The organism is Jonquetella sp. BV3C21, assembly GCF_000468895.1.
Taxonomy (GTDB): Bacteria; Synergistota; Synergistia; order Synergistales; family Dethiosulfovibrionaceae; genus Jonquetella; species Jonquetella anthropi.
Map to the genome: position 1 here is coordinate 90,598 of NZ_AWWC01000008.1, position 22,971 is coordinate 113,568.

19 protein-coding genes and 1 riboswitch are annotated in these 22,971 nt (G+C 61.8%); of the genes, 6 read left to right on the forward strand and 13 right to left on the reverse strand.

Going from position 1 to position 22,971, the window contains the following annotated elements; all coding sequences use genetic code 11:
* Positions 1–21 precede the first annotated feature (21 nt).
* Positions 22–1,422, reverse strand: a complete 1,401-nt coding sequence (locus HMPREF1249_RS02305; protein ID WP_008523178.1) for a phosphomannomutase/phosphoglucomutase — start codon at positions 1,420–1,422, stop codon at positions 22–24.
* Between the two features lie 189 nt (positions 1,423–1,611).
* Here HMPREF1249_RS02305 and HMPREF1249_RS02310 point away from each other — a divergent pair, with 189 nt between their 5' ends.
* The gene (locus tag HMPREF1249_RS02310; RefSeq protein ID WP_008523177.1) at positions 1,612–2,856 is read left to right on the forward strand and encodes an MFS transporter; all 1,245 of its coding nucleotides are present in this window, start codon (positions 1,612–1,614) and stop codon (positions 2,854–2,856) included.
* Between the two features lie 39 nt (positions 2,857–2,895).
* On the forward strand, positions 2,896–3,363 hold the full coding sequence (locus tag HMPREF1249_RS02315; protein ID WP_008521676.1) for a hypothetical protein: 468 nt from the start codon (positions 2,896–2,898) through the stop codon (positions 3,361–3,363).
* Positions 3,364–3,409: 46 nt separating this feature from the next.
* Here the strand turns inward: HMPREF1249_RS02315 and HMPREF1249_RS02320 are convergent, their stop codons facing one another.
* On the reverse strand, positions 3,410–3,643 hold the full coding sequence (locus HMPREF1249_RS02320; RefSeq protein WP_008521675.1) for a glutaredoxin family protein: 234 nt from the start codon (positions 3,641–3,643) through the stop codon (positions 3,410–3,412).
* Between the two features lie 237 nt (positions 3,644–3,880).
* Between HMPREF1249_RS02320 and HMPREF1249_RS02325 the strand changes: the two genes are divergently transcribed.
* The 3 genes from HMPREF1249_RS02325 to HMPREF1249_RS02335 all read left to right on the forward strand — a co-directional run bounded on the left by HMPREF1249_RS02325 (position 3,881) and on the right by HMPREF1249_RS02335 (position 9,589).
* Positions 3,881–7,471 (forward strand): hypothetical protein, encoded by a 3,591-nt coding sequence (locus HMPREF1249_RS02325; RefSeq protein ID WP_008523176.1) that lies wholly within the window; start codon positions 3,881–3,883, stop codon positions 7,469–7,471.
* A 54-nt stretch (positions 7,472–7,525) separates the two neighbouring features.
* Positions 7,526–7,631: riboswitch (SAM riboswitch) on the forward strand.
* 84 nt (positions 7,632–7,715) lie between these two features.
* The gene (gene metK, locus HMPREF1249_RS02330; RefSeq protein ID WP_008521673.1) at positions 7,716–8,906 is read left to right on the forward strand and encodes a methionine adenosyltransferase; all 1,191 of its coding nucleotides are present in this window, start codon (positions 7,716–7,718) and stop codon (positions 8,904–8,906) included.
* Positions 8,907–9,058: 152 nt separating this feature from the next.
* Complete coding sequence (locus HMPREF1249_RS02335; protein ID WP_021775777.1) at positions 9,059–9,589, forward strand: hypothetical protein; 531 nt, start codon at positions 9,059–9,061, stop codon at positions 9,587–9,589.
* A gap of 56 nt (positions 9,590–9,645) precedes the next feature.
* On the opposite strand, the gene HMPREF1249_RS02340 is transcribed toward HMPREF1249_RS02335, so the two are convergent.
* From HMPREF1249_RS02340 to metG, 8 genes are all read right to left on the reverse strand, one after another.
* On the reverse strand, positions 9,646–10,827 hold the full coding sequence (locus HMPREF1249_RS02340; protein WP_021775795.1) for an aspartate kinase: 1,182 nt from the start codon (positions 10,825–10,827) through the stop codon (positions 9,646–9,648).
* Between the two features lies 1 nt (position 10,828).
* Entirely contained in the window at positions 10,829–11,242 is a 414-nt protein-coding gene (locus HMPREF1249_RS02345; RefSeq protein WP_008521669.1) for a hypothetical protein, read from the reverse strand.
* A 21-nt stretch (positions 11,243–11,263) separates the two neighbouring features.
* A complete protein-coding gene (locus HMPREF1249_RS02350) occupies positions 11,264–12,520 on the reverse strand; it encodes an amidohydrolase family protein (protein WP_008523172.1) in 1,257 nt (418 codons plus the stop codon).
* 96 nt (positions 12,521–12,616) lie between these two features.
* Complete coding sequence (locus HMPREF1249_RS02355; RefSeq protein ID WP_008523171.1) at positions 12,617–13,834, reverse strand: CdaR family transcriptional regulator; 1,218 nt, start codon at positions 13,832–13,834, stop codon at positions 12,617–12,619.
* 202 nt (positions 13,835–14,036) lie between these two features.
* A complete protein-coding gene (locus HMPREF1249_RS02360) occupies positions 14,037–14,996 on the reverse strand; it encodes an L-threonylcarbamoyladenylate synthase (RefSeq protein ID WP_008523170.1) in 960 nt (319 codons plus the stop codon).
* Entirely contained in the window at positions 14,993–16,108 is a 1,116-nt protein-coding gene (gene tgt / locus HMPREF1249_RS02365) for a tRNA guanosine(34) transglycosylase Tgt (protein WP_008521661.1), read from the reverse strand. Before tgt ends, HMPREF1249_RS02360 begins: the two co-directional genes overlap by 4 nt.
* Complete coding sequence (locus HMPREF1249_RS02370; RefSeq protein WP_008521660.1) at positions 16,108–16,890, reverse strand: TatD family hydrolase; 783 nt, start codon at positions 16,888–16,890, stop codon at positions 16,108–16,110. The genes tgt and HMPREF1249_RS02370 overlap by 1 nt, the downstream gene beginning before the upstream one ends.
* Positions 16,891–16,966: 76 nt before the next feature.
* Positions 16,967–18,895, reverse strand: a complete 1,929-nt coding sequence (gene metG / locus HMPREF1249_RS02375) for a methionine--tRNA ligase (RefSeq protein ID WP_021775771.1) — start codon at positions 18,893–18,895, stop codon at positions 16,967–16,969.
* Positions 18,896–19,210: 315 nt separating this feature from the next.
* On the opposite strand from metG, the gene HMPREF1249_RS02380 reads away from it, so the two are divergent.
* Entirely contained in the window at positions 19,211–20,404 is a 1,194-nt protein-coding gene (locus HMPREF1249_RS02380) for a pyridoxal phosphate-dependent aminotransferase (RefSeq protein WP_008521657.1), read from the forward strand.
* A gap of 63 nt (positions 20,405–20,467) precedes the next feature.
* Here the strand turns inward: HMPREF1249_RS02380 and HMPREF1249_RS02385 are convergent, their stop codons facing one another.
* The 3 genes from HMPREF1249_RS02385 to HMPREF1249_RS02395 all read right to left on the reverse strand — a co-directional run bounded on the left by HMPREF1249_RS02385 (position 20,468) and on the right by HMPREF1249_RS02395 (position 22,866).
* Positions 20,468–21,160 carry a Crp/Fnr family transcriptional regulator gene (locus HMPREF1249_RS02385; protein ID WP_231366869.1) on the reverse strand — a complete coding sequence of 231 codons (693 nt, stop codon included), beginning with the start codon at positions 21,158–21,160 and terminating at the stop codon, positions 20,468–20,470.
* Positions 21,161–21,320: 160 nt separating this feature from the next.
* Positions 21,321–21,638 carry a GIY-YIG nuclease family protein gene (locus tag HMPREF1249_RS02390; protein ID WP_008521655.1) on the reverse strand — a complete coding sequence of 106 codons (318 nt, stop codon included), beginning with the start codon at positions 21,636–21,638 and terminating at the stop codon, positions 21,321–21,323.
* Complete coding sequence (locus HMPREF1249_RS02395) at positions 21,625–22,866, reverse strand: MFS transporter (RefSeq protein WP_008521654.1); 1,242 nt, start codon at positions 22,864–22,866, stop codon at positions 21,625–21,627. Before HMPREF1249_RS02395 ends, HMPREF1249_RS02390 begins: the two co-directional genes overlap by 14 nt.
* Positions 22,867–22,971: the final 105 nt, after the last annotated feature.

Sequence of the window (22,971 nt, forward strand, 5' to 3'; positions counted from 1 at the left end):
CGCTTTCGTGTCTTCACGCCGTTACTTTTTTGGCGGCTCGGGCGTCCAGCTGAAGTCGTCCAGCCCGACGGCCTGGACGCGGCGCCTGAGGTCCAACTTGATTCGCTCCAGCGCGGCGCTGTCCTTGCCCTCACACCTGAGGGCGATCACAGGCTGAGTGTTCGACGCTCGAATCAGCCCCCAGCCGTCACCGTAGAGGATTCGCACGCCGTCAACCGTCACGGCCTCGTGGTCCTTGACGGCCTGATCGGTGATCTCCTTGACCTTCTCGAATTTTTCGCTGTCCGAGCAGGGGATACGAACTTCCTCGGTGCCGATGTACTTCGGCATGTCGCTGACCAGCGCGGACATCGGCCCCTTCGTCCGGGAGAGGAGCCTGAGGAACCGGCCGGCGGCGTAGAACGAGTCGTCGAAGCCGTAGAACTCGTCGGCGAAGAACATGTGTCCCGAGTACTCGCCGGAGAAGAGCGCGCCGATTCGCCGCATCTCGGCCTTAACGAGCGAGTGTCCCGCCTTGTAATAGTACGGGACGCCGCCTAAGCGACGCACTTCGTCCTCTAACGCCTGAGAGCACTTGACCTCGATGATGGCGGTCGCGCCTGGGTGCTTGGGCAGAAGCTCGCGCCAGATGAGTGCCATGAGCACGTCGCCCCAGATGATCTCGCCTTTTTCGTCAACGACGCCGATTCGGTCCGCGTCGCCGTCAAAACCGAAGCCGATGTCGGCGTGGACTTCCCTCACAAGCTTGGCCAAGTCAGCCATGTTGGCTGACTTCTGTGGGTCCGGGTGGTGGTTCGGGAACGTCCCATCCGGCGTCTCGTAAAGCGCCGTGACCTTGCAGCCTAACGACGTGAGGAACTGACGGATCCCGAGCCCGGCCGTCCCGTTGGCCGTGTCCGTCACGACGTGCAGAGGTCGGTCGAGGACGATTTTGCTTTTCAGCATGGCCAAGTAGTCGGGCCAGAGGTCTTTCTTCTCCGTCCCTCCCTTGCGCGCTGACAAATCGAAGTCACCTTCCAAAGCCATACGGCCGACTTTTTGAATTTCCTCGCCATACAGCGTAGCCCTGCCGAGCGCCAGCTTGAGCCCGTTCATCTCCTTCGGGTTGTGGCTGCCTGTGATCATGACGCCGCCGTCGGGCTTGAGCTCGAACAGGCTCCAATAGAGCAGCGGCGTGGTGGTGACGCCGAGGTCGATCACGTCCAGCCCGCAATCGGTCAGGCCGGCGATGACGCTCGCGCGGATCCGTTCGGTCGAGAGCCGGACGTCGCCGGCGACCGTGACCCGACGGCCGCCCTTGCGGGTCAGGTAGGTCCCGAACGCCCTGGCGATGGCTAGGACGTTGGCGTCGCACAGGTCAGTATCCGCGATGCCGCGGATATCGTATTCCCGGAAGATGGTTGGGGAAAGAGCTGGTGTCATGGAGGTTCCTCCTTCGAGCTTTTTGAGGGCAAATAGCCGACGTGACGAAGCGAAATTCGGGCAGTCGAATAGCTGAACGCAATAATAAAAATTGTAAATTGCAAATCATCTTGCCGTGGCGCGCCGCCTTTATCCCGTTTTTGGAGAAGGGCCGTTGATATAATACGATCAGAAACGGGGGGAGTGCGGATGGCATTGGATAGCGGAAAGCCGAGGGGGGAAAAGGAATACAGTCCATGGGGACTTCTCTTTGTCCTGTCCATGTCCCTGTGCATCTGCATGCTGGGAATCGGCATCGTGAATCCATTGCTTCCATTATACGCGGTTCGCATGGGCGCTGGAGGGGCTTTCCTTGGAGCGGTCATGGGCGCATTTTCGCTGAGCCGAATGACAGCCACGTTCTTTTCCGGCCCGATGGCGGACCGATTTCCCCGCCGGACGCTCATGCTGGGCGGTTTGAGCCTCTACGCCGCCGCGTCGGTTGGGTACATCTTCGCGTCGAAAGCGTGGCACCTGATGGCCGTTCGCCTGCTGAACGGGGTCGGAAGCGCGTTTGTCATTCCCGTGGCGATGGCTATCGGCGCCGAGGTGGCGCCGCCCGGCAAGGAAGGACGCTTCTTCGGCACGATGCAGATGGCGACCTACTTGGGGGTCGGCTTAGGGCCTCTGCTGAGCGGCGTAACCTACGAGCACTGGGGCGTTAAAGCACCGTTTCTCGTCATGTTCGTCAGCTGCTCTGTGGCGGTGGTCGCGAGCCTGATAAAAGTTCCCAAGGGAATCGGCGATTCCTCTCACGACACGAAGTCCCTGTGGCGGTCTATGGGCGGCATTCTGGCTGACCCGGTTCTCTTTCGGGTCATGCTGTACCAGCTGATGACCACCTTTGGCCGCGGCATGACGATGCTTCTGATCCCAATTCTGGCGAATCGGCACGGCCTGTCGGTCTCCCAGATCGGTTATCTGGTCGCCGGCGTGTCCATCTCGTCGGCACTGCTCCAGCAGGTCTCAGGTTGGCTGGCGGATCGGATTTCTAAACGATGGCTGGCAGTCGTCAGCTGTATCCTGACCGGGTCCGTCCTGCTGGCTCTGCCTCTGCCCCGCACCTTCGCCGGGTTCATGTTGGTATCGGTCTTGTACGGGGGCGCCAACGCCATCGGTATCCCCGCGACGCTGGCATTTGTGAGCCAGCGAAGCCACATCTACGGCTCCGGCGTGTCGATGGGCGCGTACAACATTGCGTTCGGCATCGGCATGACGGCCGGCCCGATTTTAGGCGGCAGCTTGGAGTCCCACGGCATGGAGGGAACAGCCGTTGCGATTGTGGCGGCCTGTTTGGCTGTCGTTTCCGCCGTGATGGCTCACCCATGTCTGAAGGAGCGCCGTCCGGACTGCGGCTCCGTCTCTGGCGCAGGCGAAGAAAGTGAGTTACAATAGCCCCAAAGATTTCAAACGAACTATTGGAGGTCATTCGCTGTGGAAAAAATCGAACATGCCTCGATTAACGGGGTTGAAGTTCATAACTTGGTCGAGCAGGACTGCGAAGAGGATATCCTGTACAACGGGGATATCTACTTGGACGGTAAGCAGATCGGTAGCTTCTCCGAGCGTCTCGACAAGCCGATGGAGCTCGACGTGCCGGCCACGTATCAGTCGGTGCTGCGCTCCCGCCAGCAGGATTATCTGGAGGCCGTGGCCGACGAGGGAGAGAAGCTGGACGGCGAGGTATTTTTCCTCGATCTGATTGAGCTGGAGCGGTACCTGCAGATGTTCGAGCGGGGGAAGGAAGAAGGCTGCGCCTGCCTGCTGGTGAATTACACCGCCGACGGCGTGGACATCTTCAACGTGGAGAAGGAAGAGGACGTGGAGGAGATCGTCAAGGAAGAGGGCTTTGAGGAGTTCCAAGTCTTTTCCGAGTACGATCACTTCGTCATCAACTGCTGAAGCCTGAAAAATAAAATGGCAGAGCCTTTTAAGGCTCTGCCGTTTTTTATTTCAGACCAAGTTTTGCGTCAAGTTTTGCCTTGTCGAACCCGATGATGTACTCGCCGTCGATTTCCGTCACGGGAACGCCCATCTGTCCGGTCTTTTCTACCAGGGCCTTGATGACGGCCCGGTCCTTCGACACGTCAATTGCCTCAAACTCAACGCCTTTTTTTGTCAGGTAATCCTTAAGCTTGGCGCACCAAGTGCAAGTGGGTGAAGAGTATACCTTAATGGTCATGTTCGTTCTCCTTTCGTCAGGGGGAAACCCCCTAGAAGTTAGTCCTATTATACCCAAGAAATTACTGGCGACGAGAGGGCTTCCCGCCGGTATTCTATCCCCGATTTTACGTAACGGAAAATAACTCGACGAGGTTTACATTACGGAAGAACTGTCAGTTTTTCCCTTGTCTTGAGCCGGCCGTCAGTTTAGACTTTAATAAAAGTTTGCCGCCTAGGCGACAGAAGGGAAACTGGCATGAGAAAAATATATCGTCGAAGCCTTGCTGGGCTTTGCACGGTTTTGATTATCCTCGTGGCAGCCTGCGCTGTTCTGCTGTTCGTCGGGGATTGGGGCGCCCGTCTGGCGTCCCGGTACGGAAAACAATACTTGGCCGGCGTTCCGTTAGACGTGACGTTTGACGATCTTCGCGGCAACTTGGGGTCAGGATATGACCTGACCGGCCTGTCGCTGCGGACTCAAAGCGGTTCTGACGTGCTGGAGCTGAAAGACCTTCGCTTTGGGCTGAGCCGATTGTCCCTGTCGCCGTTGGGCGGCTCGCTCGACCTTCGGTCGTCCGGCCTGAGGCTGACGGCTGGGAACCTGTCCGAATTTTTTAAAGACGTGGACGCCGCGTTTCCGTCTGAGCCAGAGAAGCAGCAGGAGCCGTTTCACAGCCCCCTTCAGTTGGGAACGGTGTTGATTGAGGACTGGCAGGGCACTGACCTGCCGTGGGCTGTTGAGAGGCTGTCCGTCGCTCCGGGCGAAAAGTTCAGCCAGCTGGAGGCGTCCCTTTCGTGGCAGGGCGTGCCGATTCACCTGTCCGGCCTCGTGAGCCCGGACCTGAACGACCCGGCCGGGAACGTGACGGTTCAAGCATTGGACGCGTCGATCACTCTGTCTGGCAGGCTCTCCGAAGGGTTTGACGTGACGCTGTCAGGGCTGAAGCTCGATAAGTTGAAGGAGCTGGAACGGTCCCTTGAGCCGCTTCAGCTGGGCGGAAGCCTGTCGGGTTCAGTCAGGCTCGTCCCAACGAAAAACGGGTGGGCCATCTCGGGGCGGCTGAGCGGCCAAGATCTGGCAGCGCTCGGGTCGCTGATAGGGAGTTTTGTTCTTCCATTTAAGTACGACGGCAGCATGGCGTCGGTGGACGGCGCTTCGGGGACGGTTTTCGGCGGGGCGTTGGCGGCTGACGGGACGTTTGACGCCGGGGATCCGAACTTCCCACTTTTCCTGCAGGTTAAATTGACCGGCGCGCGGCTCGATAAGGCGCCGGGCGTGAAAGGCACAGGCGCCGGCGTTGGCTTAGGCGCCGTTGACGTTCAGTTGGCCGGGCCGCTGAAGGAACTGAGCGGCAAGGCGTCCTTTTCCGACGCTAGACTGTCCTGGCAGGGGCTGACGGCTCAGAAACTCAAAGGTCAGGCGGCGTTCGACCTGGGAAACGCGGATTTTTCCCTGTCCGGTCAAGTGCTGGGCGGGAGCCTGAACGCTTCCGGAACCGTCGGGGAGACCGTGAAGGCCAAGGCATCGCTCAAAGGGGCGAACCTGTCGGGGCTCTCGGTACTGCTTCCGGGCGTCTCTCCTAAAGGAAAGGTGACCGCGTCGGCAAGCGCCGAGGGGCCGAGGCAGAACCCGAACTTCTCGCTTTCGCTGCAGGCTTCCGGCCTCGGCGGCAAGGGAGTGACCGTTGACTCGCTGTCGGCAGAGGCCCTCGGCTCGATGGAGGAAATTAAACTTTCTTCGCTGAAAGCAGGGCTGTTCGGCGGCTCTTTAAAGGCCTCCGGGGCGTTTCGGCTCGCGTCCGGCGGTCTCTGGGGCGACTTGGAGGCTTCGGCGGGCGGTTTCACCGCCAAGGGACTGAAAAAGGGCTGGCCTGCCAGTCCGGTGAGCAGTCTGGGCAAGAACTCCGCGTCGGCGTCGGTGCACCTGCAGGGGCCAAAGCGGTCAGCTGCCGCCAAAGTTTCCGCGGCCAGCGCGGTCGTCTCCGGCACGGCTCTGAAAGACGCGGTTTTTTCTGCCGACTGGGATGGCAAACGGCTGATGGTGAACAAGGCTGGGGTTAAATTGCTGGGCGGGCAGACGGATTTATCCGGAGACGTCACGTTAGAGGCCGACCCGGCTTTGAACCTTTTCGGTACGGCGTCGAAACTGGACCTCCGGGCGCTCGGAATGCCGCTGAGCGGTTTCGTCAACGGCAAGGTGAAGCTGGGCGGAACGGTCAGCAAACCGCAATTGGACGCCCAAGTGAATCTTCCTCAGCTGGCTGTGGGGCGGCTGGTGCTTCAAAATTGTGTGCTGGCAGCGTCAGGCTTTGGAAAGTACAGCGTTCGCCTTTCGGCCGATGGGCCGGACGGCAATCTGCTCAAAGGCGAAGGGACGTTCTCCCTTCCGGCAGACGGGGCCGGCGGCACGGTAGATCTGACCGCTGAGCTGTCGCGTTTTGATTTGTCGTCCGTCGTGCCGCCGATGACGCCGCTGTCCGGCCTGATATCCGGACAGCTGACGGCGAAGGGGAGCCTGCTCCAGCCGTCCGTGACCGCCAGAGTTTGGTCTGACAAGATACAAAGCGGCGCCATCACGGTGTTGAAGCCGGAAGCTCAGGCCGTGATGACCCAGCTGGACAAAATCGACGTGACGATGGCGGCCGGGCTGGGCGACCGGCGTCCGGAGGCTAAAGCGCTTGTGACGCTGAAAAACGGGATCAAGGCGGAGTTCCATTCCAGCGCCCAAGGGATACCGCTTTCGGCGCTAGTTCCTGACGCTAAAGACGTTTTAGCTGGTCGGCTGAGTTGGAAGGTGAAGGGAAAATTCACGCCGAAGGCGGGCGTCCAAGCGGACGGCTTGGTCTCGTCAGATCGGCTCGGAACGCGGTGGATCGCCTTGGACGACCTGTCGCTGCCGATGACGGTCCGAAGCTCGGTGCTCAAGATACCCGCCGGAACGGCGTCCTTGGTCGGCGCACCCGTAACCATTCAGGCGACGGGCGACCTGAAATCGCAAAATCTGAAAGCGGCTCTCGACGCGTCAAACATTCAGGTAGACCGCCTCGTCGCGCCGTTCAAGGTGCCGGGGAAATTTTCCGGCGCGATGGAGCTTCACGCCAAGGCTGATTTCCAGATGGGCGGGCTGCTGTCAGGCGCGCTGACCGGCGAGGTAATCGGCAAGGACGTCTTTATTAACGACGTGCCGTACATGAAGCTCGTGACGTCCGGCTCTCCTGTGAAGATTAAAAAGGCTCTGATCACATTTCGGGCCACCCCGGACGAGGTGTTCATCCTGCCCGGGAGCACCATGTCCGCGTGGGCAGACGACCCGGTATTTTCATACGTGGCGTTCAGCGGGCCGGTGTGGCGTCAATCGTTGGAGTCTGTGCCCGGCGTCCCGAAGGACCTTTTGGCCGGCAGCCGGGATACGGTCAAACTGGCTGTAAACGGCAACTTCAATGTCAAGGCGCTGAACAGCCTTTTGGGCGGTATCGGCGTTCTTATCCAAGGCGGCATGGAGGGCGCGGATCCCAAGGAGCTGGCCAGCGGCTTTGTCCAAGGGCTCATCGGCAACGCAAAGAACCAGTTCAGGGACGTGTCGTTCACCGTGGCCGGGCCGTATGACGACCTTCGGGTCGACGACCTGAAAATCGAGAACGAAATATCCTTCGCCCGAAAGAATGACTGGGCGTATGGGGCTGGGCACATTGGCGACGAGTCGAAGAAGCAGGAGACCAGCTACTCGTTGAAGTTCAAGATCCCAGTCGGCCCCGGCGAAGGAAAGGGCAGCTCGGTCGGGGAGCAGGCCACGAACCAGATTCTGAAACAGATCGTCGACAGCCTGATTCAAGGGGCAGAGGAGTAAGATAGACGATTGATATTTTGCGGCATTACGGTATAATGCACTCACAAACGAATACTCTTATCAAGAGCGGCGGAGGGACTGGCCCTATGAAGCCCGGCAACCTGCCTGAAAAGGTATGGTGCTAAGACCAGCGGCGAACGAGTTCGCCGGATGATGAGAGAAGCTCGGTGAACGCGGCCTCTTCTCATTGGTGAGAAGAGGCCTTTTTCCTGTCCCGTCAGGGGATAATCGAAAGGAGAACGGCATGAAAGAACGAGTGTTTATTACTTCTGAATCGGTGACCGAAGGCCACCCGGACAAAATTGCGGACCAGATATCCGACGCGGTGCTTGACGCGGTTTTGGCCGAAGATCCAATGGGCCGGGTGGCCTGCGAGACCCTTGTGACGACTGGACTCGTCCAGATCGCCGGCGAGATCACCACCACGGCGCGGCTCGACTATCCGGACATTGCCCGGGGCGTTGTCCGCGAGATCGGCTACACCCGTGGCAAGTTCGGCTTCGACTGCGATACCTGCGCGGTGGTCACTTCCATCGACCGGCAGTCTCCCGACATCGCGATGGGCGTTGACCAGTCCTTGGAGCGCAAGGGCGGGGACGAGAGCAATGACGAGGCGGTAGGCGCCGGAGATCAGGGAATGATGATCGGCTACGCCACCGACGCGACGCCCGAGTTCCTTCCCGAGCCGTTTGCTCTGGCCCAGAGAATGGCCCGCCGGCTCACCGCGGTCCGCAAGGTCGGCGAGCTGACGTACCTGCGCCCGGACGGTAAGACTCAGGTGACTTTGGAATACGAAGGGGGCAAGGCGGTTCGGGCGGACGCCATCGTCGTCTCGACCCAGCACAACCCGGAAGTCTCCCTCGAGCAGCTTCGTAGCGACGTGAAGCGCCTCGTTATCGAGCCTGTCATGCCGAAAAACCTGATGGACGGCAAGACGAAGTTCCTCATCAATCCCACGGGGCGGTTTGTTCTGGGCGGCCCTCACGCCGACACAGGGCTCACGGGGCGCAAGATCATCGTCGACACCTACGGCGGCATGGTTCCCCACGGGGGCGGCGCGTTCTCCGGCAAGGACCCGACGAAGGTTGACCGCTCGGCGGCCTACATGGCCCGCTACGCGGCGAAGAACGTCGTCGCTTCCGGGCTGGCTCATCGCTGCCAGATTCAGGTGGCCTACGCCATTGGGGTGGCCGAGCCGGTGTCGTTGATGGTCGAGACGTTCGGCACCTCTCAGGTGTCTGAAGAGGCCCTGACCAAGGCCCTGCGCCAAGTTTTCGACTTCCGTCCGGCGGCGATTATCCGGACGCTGGACCTTCGCCGGCCCCAGTACCGGCGGCTGGCCGCCTACGGGCACATGGGCCGGATTGACCTCGACCCGCTGCCCAAGTGGGAGAACACCGATAAGGCTGATGAGCTTCGCCGCCTTTTGAGCTGACATAAAAAGCCGCGCCGCCGTGTTCAGGCAGCGCGGCTTTTTACGAGTTCGGAAGGCGTCGTTTGCCGGGTTCCTTTCTTGTCGTCGGATGTTAAAATAAGTTAAAAGTTTCTACGGCCAAAGGGTTCCTAGTTGATGAGAGGAGGACGCAGATGAAGAAGAGCATTTTGGCAGCACTATCACTTCTGCTGGTATCGTCGGCGGGGTGGGCGTTCACCAACGAGCCTGACGGGTTCGGGAACATCACTTGGGGCGGGTCGAAGGACTCGCGGCCGGATCTGTCGGTTCAGCAGGACGCCCGCTACGGATCCCGGCCTGTTTTGACCAGCAAGTGGTATACGTCGCCGACCGAAACGTTCGTCTTGGGTGGCGTGACGATGGACACCCCGGTGTACGGATTCGACCCTGACTTGGGATTCTGGGACGTGACAGCCAGCTCGAGGGAGCGGCTGAGCGAGGACCAGAAGGCAGAGCTGAAAAAGTGGCTGATTCAGACCTACGGCGAGCCTGACTATTCCGGCACGTTCAAGCCCGTGTTTGGCCCTCAGTCGCCGGCGCTGTCGTGGCGCGGTGACAAGACGCTTTTGCGGGTCGTGTTCTCCGCCACCGTCACGGTGGAGTACTCGTCCGCCCAGTTGGCCAATAAGGCCGTCCTGTTGGACGCGAAGCGCCGAACCAAATAGTTCGTTATGAAAAACGAGCCCCCGAAGGCCGAACCGGCCTTCGGGGCGTTCTTTTTTTATTCGCACAGGAATCGGCGGTGAACGGCGTTCAGCAGCTCGTCAATTCGGTCGGTGGCCACCAAGCAGGTTAGCCGGTTGCCGCTGGTCGTCAGCCGCCGCGGCGGCGTCTTCTGGTCGATCAGCAGCTGGGTCAGCGCGCGGGCCGTCTCCGGGTGGTTGCCGATCCCCGAGCCGATCAATGACAGCGAGACCAGTCCGCGGGTCACTGCCAGCGGCGTCAGGTTCCACCGGCGCCAAGCGTCGTCGACCGCCTTATCGCCCTGTTTGAACCAGACCGTGAGCCGCGTCTCAGTGACGGCGAAGTCGAGCGGCGAAGCTCCCTGATCGTCCAGCGACGAGAGGAGATTCCATGTTTTTTCCGTCCGGCTGAACACCGCTTCGGCCCAGCCGGTCTCGTGGGCGAGGGCGGCAATGCCGCTCCGCTCGTTCACGTCCTTCATGATCCAAGATCCCTCCGTTTCGTCAAAGCTGGACGCCAGATACACCGGAACGTTCAGCCGCGCGGCCAGTTCGACGCAGCGGGCTTGGAGAACCCGTGAACCGGCGTGAGAAAGCTCACAGCACAGCGAGACGTCCATTTGGGGAATCTTGTGGGCGTCCGGAACGATTTTCGGGTCGGCCGAGTAGAGGCCGCCAACGTCGGTGTAAATGGAGCACACTCGGGCGTCCAGCGCCGCTGCCAGAGCGATGGCCGTCAGGTCACTGCCGCCTCGGCCGAGGGTCATCACGTCGCCCCGGCTGTCCAAAGCCTGAAAACCGGCTACCACGGCGACGGCCCCTTCATCGAGCGTCTGTCGGACGCTTTGGGCGTCAAACGATGTGATGAGGGCACGTCCGTGCCTGCCCGCCGCGCAAATGCCGCACTGCCCGGCCGTGAGGGAACGGGCCATCACGCCTTGGGCCCGCAGGGCCAAGGCGAGCAGTGCGACGGACTGGATTTCGCCGGTGGCTAAAAGCTGGTCGACTTCCCGCTCGTCCCGGCCGTGAGGCGAGACGGTGTCGGCCAACTCCAACAGCTTGTCGGTCGTACGCCCCATGGCCGATACCACCGCGGCGACGCGCCAGCCGTCCTGACAGAACGAGCGGATTCTGGAAGCCACTCGGGCCAGCAGCGTTGGCGTCGCCACCGAGCTGCCGCCGAACTTGACGATCATGACCGGCGGGCAGTCTGCCGGCATCTCAGACCTCCCGCGGGCCGTCAGGGTTTTCCAGCCCTTCAACCTCGTTCAATTGGTACTCGGTGACGATTTTTTGCTCGATCACTCGTCCCGAGCCGCCGCAGTCCTCGCAGGACCGCTCGTCCGAACCCCAGCGGAGCGTTCCCAGCCCGCCGCAGCTCCGGCAGATCCGAACCTTCATGGTCTCGTCGTCAAACGACAGGTTTGGTCCCAGCTCGTCAAGTCCCAGCTCGTTTTTGAGCGTCTTGACGATAATCCGGCCGGTTCCGCCGCACTCGCTGCACTTGAACCGGTTCCCAGTCAGGTCTTGGCCGAACCCGACGCCCTTGCATTTTTTGCAGATCTTGATCTTCATCGTTTCGGGGTCGAACTGGACCCCGTGAACTTGGCGCTCCAAAGAATCACTCCTCGTCATGTCAGGCCGCTCATGCGGCCGCTATTTTCCGCCCGTCAGGCGCGCAACTTCGTCCGCAAGCGGGGCCTCGATGTCGCGTTCCTCGTCCAGCTGGGTCAGCCGTCCGTCCCGGAGAACTTGCCTGCCGCCGACGAAAAGCTCGCTGACTTTGCCGCGGCGAAGAACGCGGAAATCCGCCCAGCCGCCGACCCGCAGGTCTCCGACCGTCGACGTGCCGCAGAAAAACGGCGCTTGGCCGAGCCGCTCGATCGTCTGAGGCCTGACGACTCCGCTGAACTTCTTCGCCAAAAAAGCCCGCTCGCCCGACACGGACAGGTCGTCGTTGCTGGCTTCGCCGTCGGTGCCAAGCCAAGGGACGACCCCTGACGCGAGCATGGCCGGCAGATCGGGGAACCCGGCCTTGACGCGGGCGTTCATTCGGGCGTTCAGGACGACTTTCGCCCTGCCCTTCGCCAGCACGGACCGCTCGTCGTCGTCGAGCCAGCAGCAGTCGGAGAAAATCAGGCCGTCGAGGCCCGGAATTTCTCCTCGGTCGGCCAGCTGTTGCAGATAGACCAGCGGCCGCACGCCGAAGGCGTCGAGGGACAGCTTCACGTCCCCTTGGTCTTCCGACAGATGAAGCTGGACCGGCCTGTTCAGCTCGGCTCCCAGCCTGATTCCCGCGGCGATCGCCTGAGGCGTGTTGGCGTGAAAGCTGTGAAGCGCCGGGCAGACCGTGACGAGGTCGTCTTCCTCGCTCATCAGCTCGCGGACGTTTCGCGCCGCCACTTCGATCGGCTCGTAGTAGCTCTTTTGGGACGCCTTTTTCCCCTCGTAGGCGTTCTCGTTGATGATGTCGTAGTTCATCCGCCCGAAGACGAGCCGAATCCCCACGTCCCGAGCGGCGGCGATCACGGCTCGGGCGTTCTCGTTGTCCCGGTTGCCGTGCAGGTAGAACGAGACCATGACGCTGGAAACGCCGAGCCGGACCATACGGCCGAACGCCCGCCGGCAGGCCAGCCGGACGGATCGGGCCGTGAGGGAAACCGAATGCCGGTAAATGGTGTGCCGGCACCAGGTGCCCAGATCCCATGACGGGTCAACGATGTCGGTGTAGATTGACTGTTCTGGGTGGGAGTGAGCGTTAAAATCGCCGGCTTGGATCAGACAGTCCGAGTCGAAGACGGTCCCTTCGGCGGCGAACCCCGTCCGAATCGCGTCGATCCTTCCCCGGTAGTCCACCGAAAGCGCGCCTTCAAACTCTTTCGTCCCGTCCCAAATCTTTCCGGAAAACCACATGTCGATCCCCCCTGTTCGGGTACCATTATGAGGCAAAACGTGGCGCGGTCAAGCTGACGAAAAACGCCCCGGTTCATTACGAACCGGGGCGTTTTGTTACCGACGTCTTGACCGGCGCCGGGGGGAGTTCTTGCTTCTGCCGTTTCTCCACAGCACGACGGCCCAGTAAAGCCGGCTCATTTCGCGGAAGTCCCGCGGCTCGACTGATAAGATCCGCTGGAGTTTCTCGAGCCGGTAGTCCACAGTGGTCCGATGGACGTGGAGCAGTTCAGCGGCGCGGACGACGCTGAACCCGCTCTCGCACCACGCGGCAATCGTGTCCTGAAGCTCGTCGCCGTCGTTGCGGGCGAAAAGCGGCGCCAGCTCTCGCTCGACCAGCGCGTCCTGCAGGGTCATCTCAGACTTGAGAAGCAGCTCTTCAATTCGATAGCCGGAAATGCAGTGAATCGGCTCGGATGAGTCGGCGTTGCCGCCCATCTGGAGCGCTGCCAAAGCCTCGCGGTACGATGCCGACAGGCCGTCGATATCTCGGTGAATCCCGCCGATGCCGATTTTGCACGGCAGTTTGGCGGCAGTCAGCCGGTTCAGCAGGGTCTCGCAGCGCTTTTTCACGTCGTCCAGAACGCTTCGGGAGGACGTATCGTCGTCGCAGTTCACGGCGCAAAACGCCACAAACCGGTGCGGGCTCGTGGAGCCGCACAGGTCGCCCGGGTTGCCGAAGCATGTCCTGATTTCAGAAAGCAGGCGCTGCTGGGCCGAGTAATCGGCCCCGTGAGAGCTCCCTTCGTCCGGCTGGGACGTCTCGTTGAGGGCGACGACGCAGTAGCTGGACGAGGGGGTGTAGCCCATCAGCTCGGCCCGCGTCTCGTAGATTTTCGGGTCGTTGATTCCCTGTTTGAACAGGGCGATGTCGCTGACAAGCGCCTGGAAGTTGCGCTCTCGCTCCTGAAGTTCCGCCGCGGCGATGCGCTCTTTTAAGTACAGCTCGGCCTGGGTCTTCACCAGCAGGGCAAACGGACGAACAAGTTCGGGCGCGCCGGTCAGGGCGATGGTGCCGGCGACCTTTCGGTCGACGCCAAGAATTGGGTAGGTGACGCCCGGCTTCGTCCCCTTGAGAAGTTTGGCGTCCTCCTCGCTCTCCCAGCGGGGCTGTCCGGACGCGGCGACCTGCGCGCAGGCCTCGTTGAGCGTCCCGATTCCCCGCGTCGGATCGCTGCAGCCGATGATGATGCCCGCCAGATCGGTAATAACCACGTCGTACCCGATAGTTCGGGCGATAGTTTCCGCCAATTCCTGCGCAATAGGCCTAAGCATTTCTTCCGTCCCTCCTGGAAATCCCTTTTTACCGTTAAACTGCTGATTCAAAAATAAATCGCTTGTCCTGAGACCAAATGATACAAACGTCACAATATCAGTTTACGATATTTTCCCCAAAAAAGCGACGGGAAAAGACAAAAGAAGCCCCTAGTTTATCCCCAAAATGTGAAAAAATAATGGTCCTTTCAAAACTTCCGGCCTATTCCAAGCCGGCGGACCGCTTGAGTCGGTCCTGAAGGGCTCGGCCGATGCCGCTTCCGTCCGGCCATTGGACGACGATAGGCAGGTTTTCCCGCTCCAAGTCCCGAAGGCCGGCGAAGTAGCCGTGAGCGAACGCCGCCAGATCATCAAACAGAATCTGGCGGGCTGGGCGGACGGGCGGCTCCGACTGTCCCATGAAGCAGAACTGGCTCGGCCAGTCGAACGGTTCATCTGCCTTCCACAGCAACACGGCCACGGCCGGGGCGTAGTGCCGGTATCGCGTTCCGGGGGAGCGGCGAAGTTCCAGCGCGCCGCGGGGAAAGGCGACCGGGCCGAGGACTGATTCCAGTTCCTCAAGCGAAACGCCGCCGGGGCGAAGCAAAACTGGGGCGTCTCCTGTGATGTCCAGCACGGTGGACTCCAGCCCAACCGAGCAGGGGCCGCCGTCGATGACCAGATCAACCCGGCCGTTCAGGTCCTGCGCGACGGTCGCCGCGTCGGTCGGGCTGGGCCGTCCGCTCACGTTGGCGCTCGGCGCGGCCAGAGGGAACGGGCAGGCCGAAAGGAGAGCGCGGGCCGTCGGGTGCGACGGCATTCGGCAGCCCACCGTGTCCAGTCCTCCTCGGACGGCAAGCGGGACGATCGGCTTGGCCGGCAGGACGAGCGTCAGAGGGCCCGGCCAGAACCGGGCCATGAGTTTTTTGGCTCGGTCGGAGACGTCTGCCGACAGCTCAACCGCTTCCGGGGACGGAAAGTGAAGGATCAGCGGGTTGTCCGACGGCCGCCCTTTGGCGGCGTAAATTCGCTTGGCGGCTTCAGAGTCCCAGCCATTGCCGCCCAATCCGTAGACGGTTTCAGTAGGGAAGGCGACGAGCCGGCCGTCCGACAGGAGCTTGACGGCTCGGTTGAGGACGGCGCGGTTCGGCTTGTTTGGGTCGAACGGCAGGACTTGGGTCATAAGTAGCTACCCCCCATCAGGCTCAGGGCGCGGGCCTTGAACTCCGGGAACGTCCCGTCCAAGATCGCCGCTCTGGCGCCGCGCATCAGGCCGACCAAGAAGTGCAGGTTGTGCCATGAAATGAGCCGGGACGCGAGGATCTCGCCGCACCTGAACAGGTGGCGAATGTAGGCGCGGGAAAAATGCGTGCAGGCGTAGCAGGAACAGTCCGGATCGAGTGGGCCGAAGTCCTCGGCAAATCGGGAGGCCTTAATGCTGTACTTGCCTCGGGACGAGTGGACCGTGCCAGTCCGTCCGTCACGGGTCGGCATGACGCAGTCGAACATGTCGACGCCGCGGGCGACCCCTTCCAGAAGGTTGTCGGGCCGCCCCACGCCCATCAGGTAGCGGGGCTTCGTCCGAGGCAGAAGCGGCGTAAGCTTGTCAAGGCAGGCGTACATCTCTTGGGCCGTCTCGCCGACCGACAGCCCGCCGATGCCGTAGCCGTTGAAGTCGAGCCGCGTCAGTTCGTCGGCGCAGCGGGATCGAAGGTCGTCGAACAGGCCGCCCTGGACGATGCCGAACAGCGCCTGATCGCTTCGGCTATGGGCGGTCTTGCATCGTCCGGCCCACTTCAGCGTTAGTTCTGTGGCTCGCTCGGCTTCCTCGCGGGTAGCCGGCAGCTTGAGGCATTGGTCAAAGCACATGGCAATGTCCGCGCCGAGCTTTTCCTGAATGTCCATCGAGAGCTCAGGGGACAGGAAAAGCGGCGCGCCGTTCAGATGAGACCGAAAGTGAACGCCTTCTTCGGTGATCTGATTCAGGCTGGACAGCGAAAAGACCTGAAAGCCGCCGCTGTCGGTGAGAATCGGCCGGTCCCAGTTCATGAAGCCGTGCAGGCCGCCGGCCTTCTCGACCAGCTCCGGCCCCGGCCTGAGCCACAGGTGATACGTGTTTGAAAGGATAATCGAAGCGCCCAGTTCTTTCAGCTCGTCCGGCGACATGGCCTTCACCGTGGCAAGAGTGCCGACGGGCATAAAGACCGGCGTGGGAATTACCCCGTGAGGGGTGACGAACTCGCCGGCCCGCGCGCCGGTTTCCGGGCATTCGGCCAGAACTTTGAACTCGAACATCACAGGACCTCCAGTCCGAAAAGGCGCGCCGCGTTCGCTCTGACCGCTTCGGCCAGCTCGCCGACGCTCACGTTTTTCACCCCAGCCAACTTGCTGTACACCAATGGAACCCACGACGGCCGGTTCGTTTTGCCCCGAAAGGGGACGGGCGCCATGTAGGGGCAGTCGGTTTCAACCAAAAGGGACTCCAACGGCACGCCGCCCAGCGTCTCGCGCAGCTCGTCCCGGGAAGCGAACGTGACCGCGCCGGTGACGCCGATGAACCAGCCCCGCTCGAGGCCGGCCGCCGCGTCGGCCGAAGTGCCGTCAAAACAGTGGAGGACCGCTCCGCATGGGGTCGGTTCGCTGTCCGTGACGGCCCAGAAGTCGCCGTACGCCTCCCGGACGTGGAAGACCACGGGCTTTTTCGTCTCGCCGGCCAGGCGGAGCTGAAGGCGCAACGCGTCCAACTGCCGGTCCCTCGGCGACAGGTTGTAGTGGTAGTCGAGGCCGATCTCGCCGAGGGCGGCCGTCTCCGGCTGGCCGAGGAGCTCTTTCAGCTGGTCCGTCCAGCCGTCCGGGAGGGCGGACGTCTCGTGAGGGTGGACGCCGGCCGTCGCTTTTAGCGCCATGCGGCCGCCCCACCGGCGGCACAACGATATCGCCTGACGGCTGTCGTCAAGCGTCGTGCCCACGATCACCGCGCCGCGGACATTTGCGGCCGAGCAGGCGTCAAGCTCGTCGGGCATCAGGCTTTCGAGTTCGGGTGAGTTGAGGTGGCAGTGGCTGTCAATATACGTCATCAGGAAAAAATTTGGTCTCCTTTGGGGTGGCAAAGAGAAAGGCCCTCGGGCAGGGGCGCTCGAGGGCCTGAAACGGTCAGTGAACCCGGGTTCCCAGAGGAATATCCTCCACAGGAGCCAGAAGCGAGAGGGTCTCCTTTTTGCCGTCAGGCGTGCGGACCGACGCGGCTAAAAGCATGCCTTTGCTTTCCACGCCGCACATGACCGCCGGCTTGAGGTTGGCTACCACGATGATCCGCCGTCCGGTCAGCTGCTCGGGCGTGTAAAACTCCTTGATGCTGGACGCGATGACGCGCTTTTCAAAGCCCAAGTCAATCGTGAGCTTGTAGAGCTTCTTCGCCCGCTGAATCGGTTCGACCGAAACGATCTGGGCTACACGCAGTTCGATCTTGGAGAAGTCGTCGATCGAGATCTCAGGCTCCCGATCGGTCGGGCCGAGCTTGGCGGCGTCTCTGGCCGCCTTGTCCTTGGCCCACTGAACCATGTCGATTCTCGGGAACAGAGCGTCGCCCCGGTGAGTGCGGTACTCTTCCACGCCGCCCCACTTCCAGCTCTCCCAGCCGACCGACTCGGGCGAGCCGGCGAGGCCCAGCTGCTCCCAGATTCGATTTGCCGACTCGGGCATGAACGGGGCAACTCCCAGAGCAGACAGCCGAAGGACTTCGCACAGGGTGTAAAGCACTTGGTTGAGCCGCTCGGCGTTCTCCGGGCCGGAGAGTTTCCACGGCATCGTCTCGTCGATATATTTGTTGGCGCGGCTAATCAGGCTCCAAAGGGCCTTCAAGGCGTCTTCAAACCCGTAGCCATCCATCAGCGAGCGGTACTCTTCTGCCGTCTTCGCCCCCAGCGCGGCCACCTCTTCGTCCAGCGCCTCGCGCTTCTGCGGCGCGGCGACGACGCCCTCCTGATACTTGACCGCCATCGTCACGGTGCGGCTCAGCAGGTTGCCCAAGTCGTTGGCCAAATCGCTGTTGATCCGCTTGGCCAGAGCCTCTTCAGAGAAGTCGCCGTCAAGCCCGAAGGGCATCTGGCGGAAGAGGAAATACCGGAACGCGTCGCGGCCGTAGCGGCCGATCATCTCGTGAGGGTTCACCGCGTTCCCCTTGGACTTGGACATCTTCTCGCCCTCGACGGTCCACCAGCCGTGGGAGAAGACCTGCTTGGGCGGCGTCAGGCCGAGCATCATCAGCATGATCGGCCAAATAATGCAGTGGAACCGAATGATATCCTTGCCGACTAGGTGATTGACCTCAGGCCAGAACGCGTCCATTTTCTTCTGGTCGGTCCCGTAGCCGCAGGCGGTCAGGTAGTTGATCAGCGCGTCGAACCATACGTAGATGGTATGCCGCTCGTCGCCCGGGACGGGGATCGCCCACTTGACCGTCGTGCGGGAGATCGACTGGTCTTTCAGGCCGCCGCGGAGGAAGCTGACGACCTCGTTGTACCGCTGCTGCGGGCCGATGGCGTTCGGGTTGGCTTCGTAAAAGGCCAGCAGCTTGTCAGCCCACGCGGACGTGCGGAGGAAGTAGCTCTCTTCTTCCATTTCAATCAAAGGCCGGCCGCAGTCCGGGCAGGTTCTTCCCTCGCCGGCGCTGCTTTCTGGCACGTACGCCTCGCAGGGCACGCAGTACAGCCCCTTGTACGTTCCCTTGTAGATGTCGCCCTGAGCCAGCAGCTTTTGGAAGATCGCCTGAACGGTCTTGATGTGCCGCTCTTGGGTTGTCCGGATAAAATCGTCGTTGCTGGCCCCGATGACGGGCAGCAGCTCGCGGAACTTCTCCGACAGGCCGTCGGTCAGCTTCTGCGGGTCAACTCCCTTGGCCGCTGCCGCTTGGGCGACCTTCTGGCCGTGCTCGTCGGTGCCGGTAAGGAAGAAGACGTCATACCCGGACATTCGCTTGAACCGGGCCATCACGTCGGCCGCGATGGTGGTGTAGGCGTGTCCAATGTGGGGGATATCGTTGACGTAGTAAATCGGCGTGGTGATGTAAAAACTTTTGCTCATGACTTCTGCCTCCTAACCAGGGGGGCCGCTGAAGCCCGCGGCCGCCGGGTGATTTTGTTATTCTAGCGCGGAAGCGGCAGTCGTTCAACACTTCGATGACCCGAAAGGGCATATTTGCAGGCCTCTTTTTAATTTTCTGATCATTTTCTTAGCGCAGAGCGCCGGAAGGCCGAAGTTTTTCGGTTTGATCCGGCGGGAGTTTTGAAAGCCGGTGAAAACTCGGGCGTTTTGTTGTAAAGTTATCCTCACCCGAACACCGGCCGCCGAACAGGGCGGTCGGGTTTGATAAGTTTTGAGACGTCAGGAGGCGTGAACATGGCGGATTTTTCTCCGGCAGGCCGGCTGGAAGGCGTCCGGTCTTCCCGGATACGGGCGGTTCTCGACAAGGCTCGGGCTATGGAAAGGGCGGGCCGGCCGGTCATCTCGTTCAGCGTGGGCGAACCGGATTTCGACACGCCCCAGCCGATTAAGGACGGGACCTGTCAGGCCCTGTTGGCCAACCGAACCCATTACTGTTCCAACCGGGGCGTGCTGGAACTGCGCCAAGCCGTGGCCGGTCTGATGAAATCGTCAAGCGGCCTGTCATACGACCCGGAAGAAGAAATTTTGATTACCACCGGCGGGGCTGAGGCGCTCCATCACGCCCTGTGGGCGTTCGTCGGCCCGGGAGACGAGGTGATTATTCTCACGCCCGCGTTTATCAGCTATGAGAACGTCGTCCGGCTCTGCGGCGCCCGTCCCGTCCTCGTCCCATGCCGGCCGGAGAACGGCTTTCAGCCCGACTTGGACGAGGTGGCACGTCACGTCACGGTCCGGACGAGGATGATCGTGGTGAATAACCCGTGCAATCCCAGCGGGGCGGTTTTCCCTCAAGAGCTGCTCGCTGGCTTGGCTCGGCTGGCCGAGCGGCATAATCTGTTGGTCTTGAGCGACGAGATTTACAGCCGGCTGATCTACGGCGGAAGCGCGTTCTGCTCGATGGCTGGTCTGCCGGGCATGAGGGAGCGGACGCTGTTGGTCAACGGCTTCTCAAAGACCTACGCCATGACGGGCTGGCGGGTGGGCTACGTCAGCGCGCCCAAGGAACTGGTCAGCTCGATGGTGAAGGTTCACCAGTACACGACAGCGTCGGGAAACACGTTCGTCCAAGAGGGGCTTGCCCGCGGGCTGGCCGATCCCGCGACGGAAACGGCGGTGCGCGCGATGCTCCAGAGCTTTGCGCGGCGGCGCGAGCTGGTCGTGAGCGGCCTCCAAAAAATTTCTGGCCTGACGTTCGTCCGGCCGCAGGGGGCCTTTTACGCTCTCGTCAGCACAGAAGGGACTGGGCTGAGCGGTGAGTGGTTCGCCGCCGATTTGCTCGAACGCTGCGGCGTGGCAGTCGTCCCGGCCGGGGACTTCGGTCCCGGGCTGGAGAACTTCTTTCGGCTGTCGTTTGCCGCGTCGGAAAGCGCGATCGTCCGCGGCTTAGAAAAGATTCGCGGCTTTGTCGAGTCTATCGCTCGGCGTTGATGTCGAAGCGGACCTAAAAAATGAAGGCAGCCCTCGAGGGGCTGCCTTTTTTCTGTCAGCTTGTCACATCTTGAGGCAGAAACGGCTGCGGCAGAAGTCGATCAGGCCGTCGGACTTCATGCGGCCCAGCTCCCGGGACAGGGCGCTTCGATCGGCTCCTAAGTAGTCGGCCAGCTCAGCTCTGGAGAACGGGATGAGGAACGACGGGCTGCCGGCCTTTTGGCTCTGTCGTTTCAGGTATTCCAAGAGTCTGTCCCGCAGGCTTTTCGCCGAAAGCATTTCAAGTTTTTGCTGAAGCTGAAGGTTCTGGCCGGCCAGAAGGCGAAGGAGATTTTCCATCACCTTTGCCCGGTAGGGACAGACGGGAACGGTCGGGTGGACGACGCTCGAAAGGTCGATGTGGAGCACCCGGGACGGCTGAAGGCTCACGACCCGGAACGGCGCGCAGGTCTGTCCCGCGCATGCCTCGGTGCCGCCGTACAGGTCGCCGGGCTCCAGCGGAATGATGATCTGCCGCTCGCCGTCGGGGGAACAGGTTTCGAGGTGGAGAGTTCCCGACAGGGCGACGCCGGCCAGACGAAGCGGTTCCCCCAGATTGATGATAGTCTGCCCTTTGGCGTACTCCTTTTGGCTCGCGCCGAGGCAGGCGAGCGCCAGCGGCAGGTCGTGAGGGTCGAAGCCGGCAAAAAGCGGCGTCCGCTCGGCTAAAAGCCGGCAGGCCGTCTCGTCCCAAATCTGACGAAGCGTTTGTCCCATGGCCTTGCCCCCTTCTCTCATTCGTTTGCCTCTGTTAGGCGTTCCTAATCTACCACGCTAGACTGGGACTTCAAAGGGGAAAAAGCTGAGCGTCGTCCGGACGTTCTGAAAAACAGCCGAAGCCCCTAGGGCTTCGGCTGACCTGTTATGAGGCGCTTCCTTAGTGATTCGGCCGGACGTCCCCCGCCGCGACGACGACGTGGCCGCCCGAGGCGAGCAGCTGGAGTTCTCCGGTGATGAGCGCTTCCTTTTGGGCGCGACTGAGCCGCTTGATGGTCGCCTCGGCGCTCATGGCAAGCGTTTTGTCGGGCCAGCGCCAACTGGCGGCGAGGACGGCGGGCCGCCGGGAGTTGACGTACCGGGAGCCTCGTCCGCTGTTGTGAACCTTGAGCCGCGCTTGGACGTCAACCGTCCAGCCGGCGTAAAGCGAACCGTCCCGGCAGCGAAGCAGGTAGGTCCAGCAGTCAGCGCCGCTCATCGGAATGAATCCTTCGTCGCCCGCGCTCGACGTCCACAAAGCGGAGAATAATAAGCCCGCCGGCGAACGTCAGCCCGATAACCGCGATGGCGGCGTGAGGCTTGCCGGTGATCGAAGCGGTCAGGCCGCAGAGCATCGGTCCCACGATGCCGGCGAACTTGCTCGACAGGCTGTACAGGCCGAAGAAGTGGCCCGACCGTTCGGGCGGAATCATCGAGGCGAAAAGCGACCGGCTGATGCTCTGGGAGCCTCCCTGTACTAAGCCGACCGCTACGGCCATCATCCAGAAGTGCCAGTTCTTGGTGATGAACGGCGCGGCCAAGCAGATGGCCAAGTACCAGAGGAGCGAGCCGGTTAAAAGCCGTTTGGCGCCGAACCGGCCGGCGGAGAAGGCGAACGCCAGAGCCGCCGGCACGCCGACGAACTGGGTGAGAAGCATCGCCAGCGCGAGCGAGTCGGACGACAGGCCGACCCCGGCTCCGAACAGCGCGGCCATTCGGACGATCGTGCCGATGCCGTCGTTGTAGAGCCAGAAGGCCAAGAGAAAGCGAAAGGCTTCCGGGTACTGCTTGAGTTCGTTCCACGTCTGCCGAAGCTCCCGCAGGGCGGCCGACAGGCCCCCGTCGGCCGAGGCGACCGGCGGTTCGTCCACGAAGCGCATAAAAGGCAGGGTGAGGGCGAACCACCAGAGACCAACGGAGAGAAACCCCATCCGCACGCCGGTCAGCCCCCATCGGCTGATCATCCACAGGTCGACGGCCAGCAGGACGCCTCCGCCCAAGTAGCTCAGCCCGTAGCCAATCGCCGAGAGCTTGTCCAGCTCGCCCGGGGCGGCAACCGACGGCAGAAGCGAGTCGTAGCAGACCGACGCGGCCGACAGCGCGACGGACCCTGTCACGAGCAGAGCCAGAGCGGCGAGCCAGTCGCCCGGACCGACGAGGGCGAGGGCGGCTGAAGCGGCCGAGCCAACGGCCGCGAAGACGAACAGCGTCGCCTTTTTCACCGGCCGTCGGTCGGACCACGAGCCGAGCACCGGCGTGAGGACGGCGCCGAGGAACAGAGCCAGTGACGACGCGTATCCCCAGGACGACAAAGCCCACGCCGCCGATTTTCCCCCGGCGACGACTGACTGATAATAAATTGGCAGGACGACGGCCATCACGACCGTTGCGAAGGCCGTCGCTCCGGCGTCGTACAGACACCAAGCGGCGGCGGAAATTTTTTTCATGCAGGCTCCTTTCGCGGCGTTCCGACGGGCGGCGCCGGCCCTTTTTGCAAATTTATTGTATCATGGTACAAAGCCTATCCAGACAGGTCGGGAGGCTGAACTTTG

Coding starts and splice junctions, on each gene's coding strand:
- HMPREF1249_RS02305 (WP_008523178.1), bottom strand. CDS start 1,422: ATGACACCAGCTCTTTCCCCAACCATCTTCCGGGAATACGATATCCGC.
- HMPREF1249_RS02310 (WP_008523177.1), top strand. CDS start 1,612: ATGGCATTGGATAGCGGAAAGCCGAGGGGGGAAAAGGAATACAGTCCA.
- HMPREF1249_RS02320 (WP_008521675.1), bottom strand. CDS start 3,643: ATGACCATTAAGGTATACTCTTCACCCACTTGCACTTGGTGCGCCAAG.
- HMPREF1249_RS02325 (WP_008523176.1), top strand. CDS start 3,881: ATGAGAAAAATATATCGTCGAAGCCTTGCTGGGCTTTGCACGGTTTTG.
- metK (WP_008521673.1), top strand. CDS start 7,716: ATGAAAGAACGAGTGTTTATTACTTCTGAATCGGTGACCGAAGGCCAC.
- HMPREF1249_RS02335 (WP_021775777.1), top strand. CDS start 9,059: ATGAAGAAGAGCATTTTGGCAGCACTATCACTTCTGCTGGTATCGTCG.
- HMPREF1249_RS02340 (WP_021775795.1), bottom strand. CDS start 10,827: ATGCCGGCAGACTGCCCGCCGGTCATGATCGTCAAGTTCGGCGGCAGC.
- HMPREF1249_RS02345 (WP_008521669.1), bottom strand. CDS start 11,242: ATGACGAGGAGTGATTCTTTGGAGCGCCAAGTTCACGGGGTCCAGTTC.
- HMPREF1249_RS02350 (WP_008523172.1), bottom strand. CDS start 12,520: ATGTGGTTTTCCGGAAAGATTTGGGACGGGACGAAAGAGTTTGAAGGC.
- HMPREF1249_RS02355 (WP_008523171.1), bottom strand. CDS start 13,834: ATGCTTAGGCCTATTGCGCAGGAATTGGCGGAAACTATCGCCCGAACT.
- HMPREF1249_RS02360 (WP_008523170.1), bottom strand. CDS start 14,996: ATGACCCAAGTCCTGCCGTTCGACCCAAACAAGCCGAACCGCGCCGTC.
- tgt (WP_008521661.1), bottom strand. CDS start 16,108: ATGTTCGAGTTCAAAGTTCTGGCCGAATGCCCGGAAACCGGCGCGCGG.
- HMPREF1249_RS02370 (WP_008521660.1), bottom strand. CDS start 16,890: ATGACGTATATTGACAGCCACTGCCACCTCAACTCACCCGAACTCGAA.
- metG (WP_021775771.1), bottom strand. CDS start 18,895: ATGAGCAAAAGTTTTTACATCACCACGCCGATTTACTACGTCAACGAT.
- HMPREF1249_RS02380 (WP_008521657.1), top strand. CDS start 19,211: ATGGCGGATTTTTCTCCGGCAGGCCGGCTGGAAGGCGTCCGGTCTTCC.
- HMPREF1249_RS02385 (WP_231366869.1), bottom strand. CDS start 21,160: ATGGGACAAACGCTTCGTCAGATTTGGGACGAGACGGCCTGCCGGCTT.
- HMPREF1249_RS02390 (WP_008521655.1), bottom strand. CDS start 21,638: ATGAGCGGCGCTGACTGCTGGACCTACCTGCTTCGCTGCCGGGACGGT.
- HMPREF1249_RS02395 (WP_008521654.1), bottom strand. CDS start 22,866: ATGAAAAAAATTTCCGCCGCCGCTTGGTGTCTGTACGACGCCGGAGCG.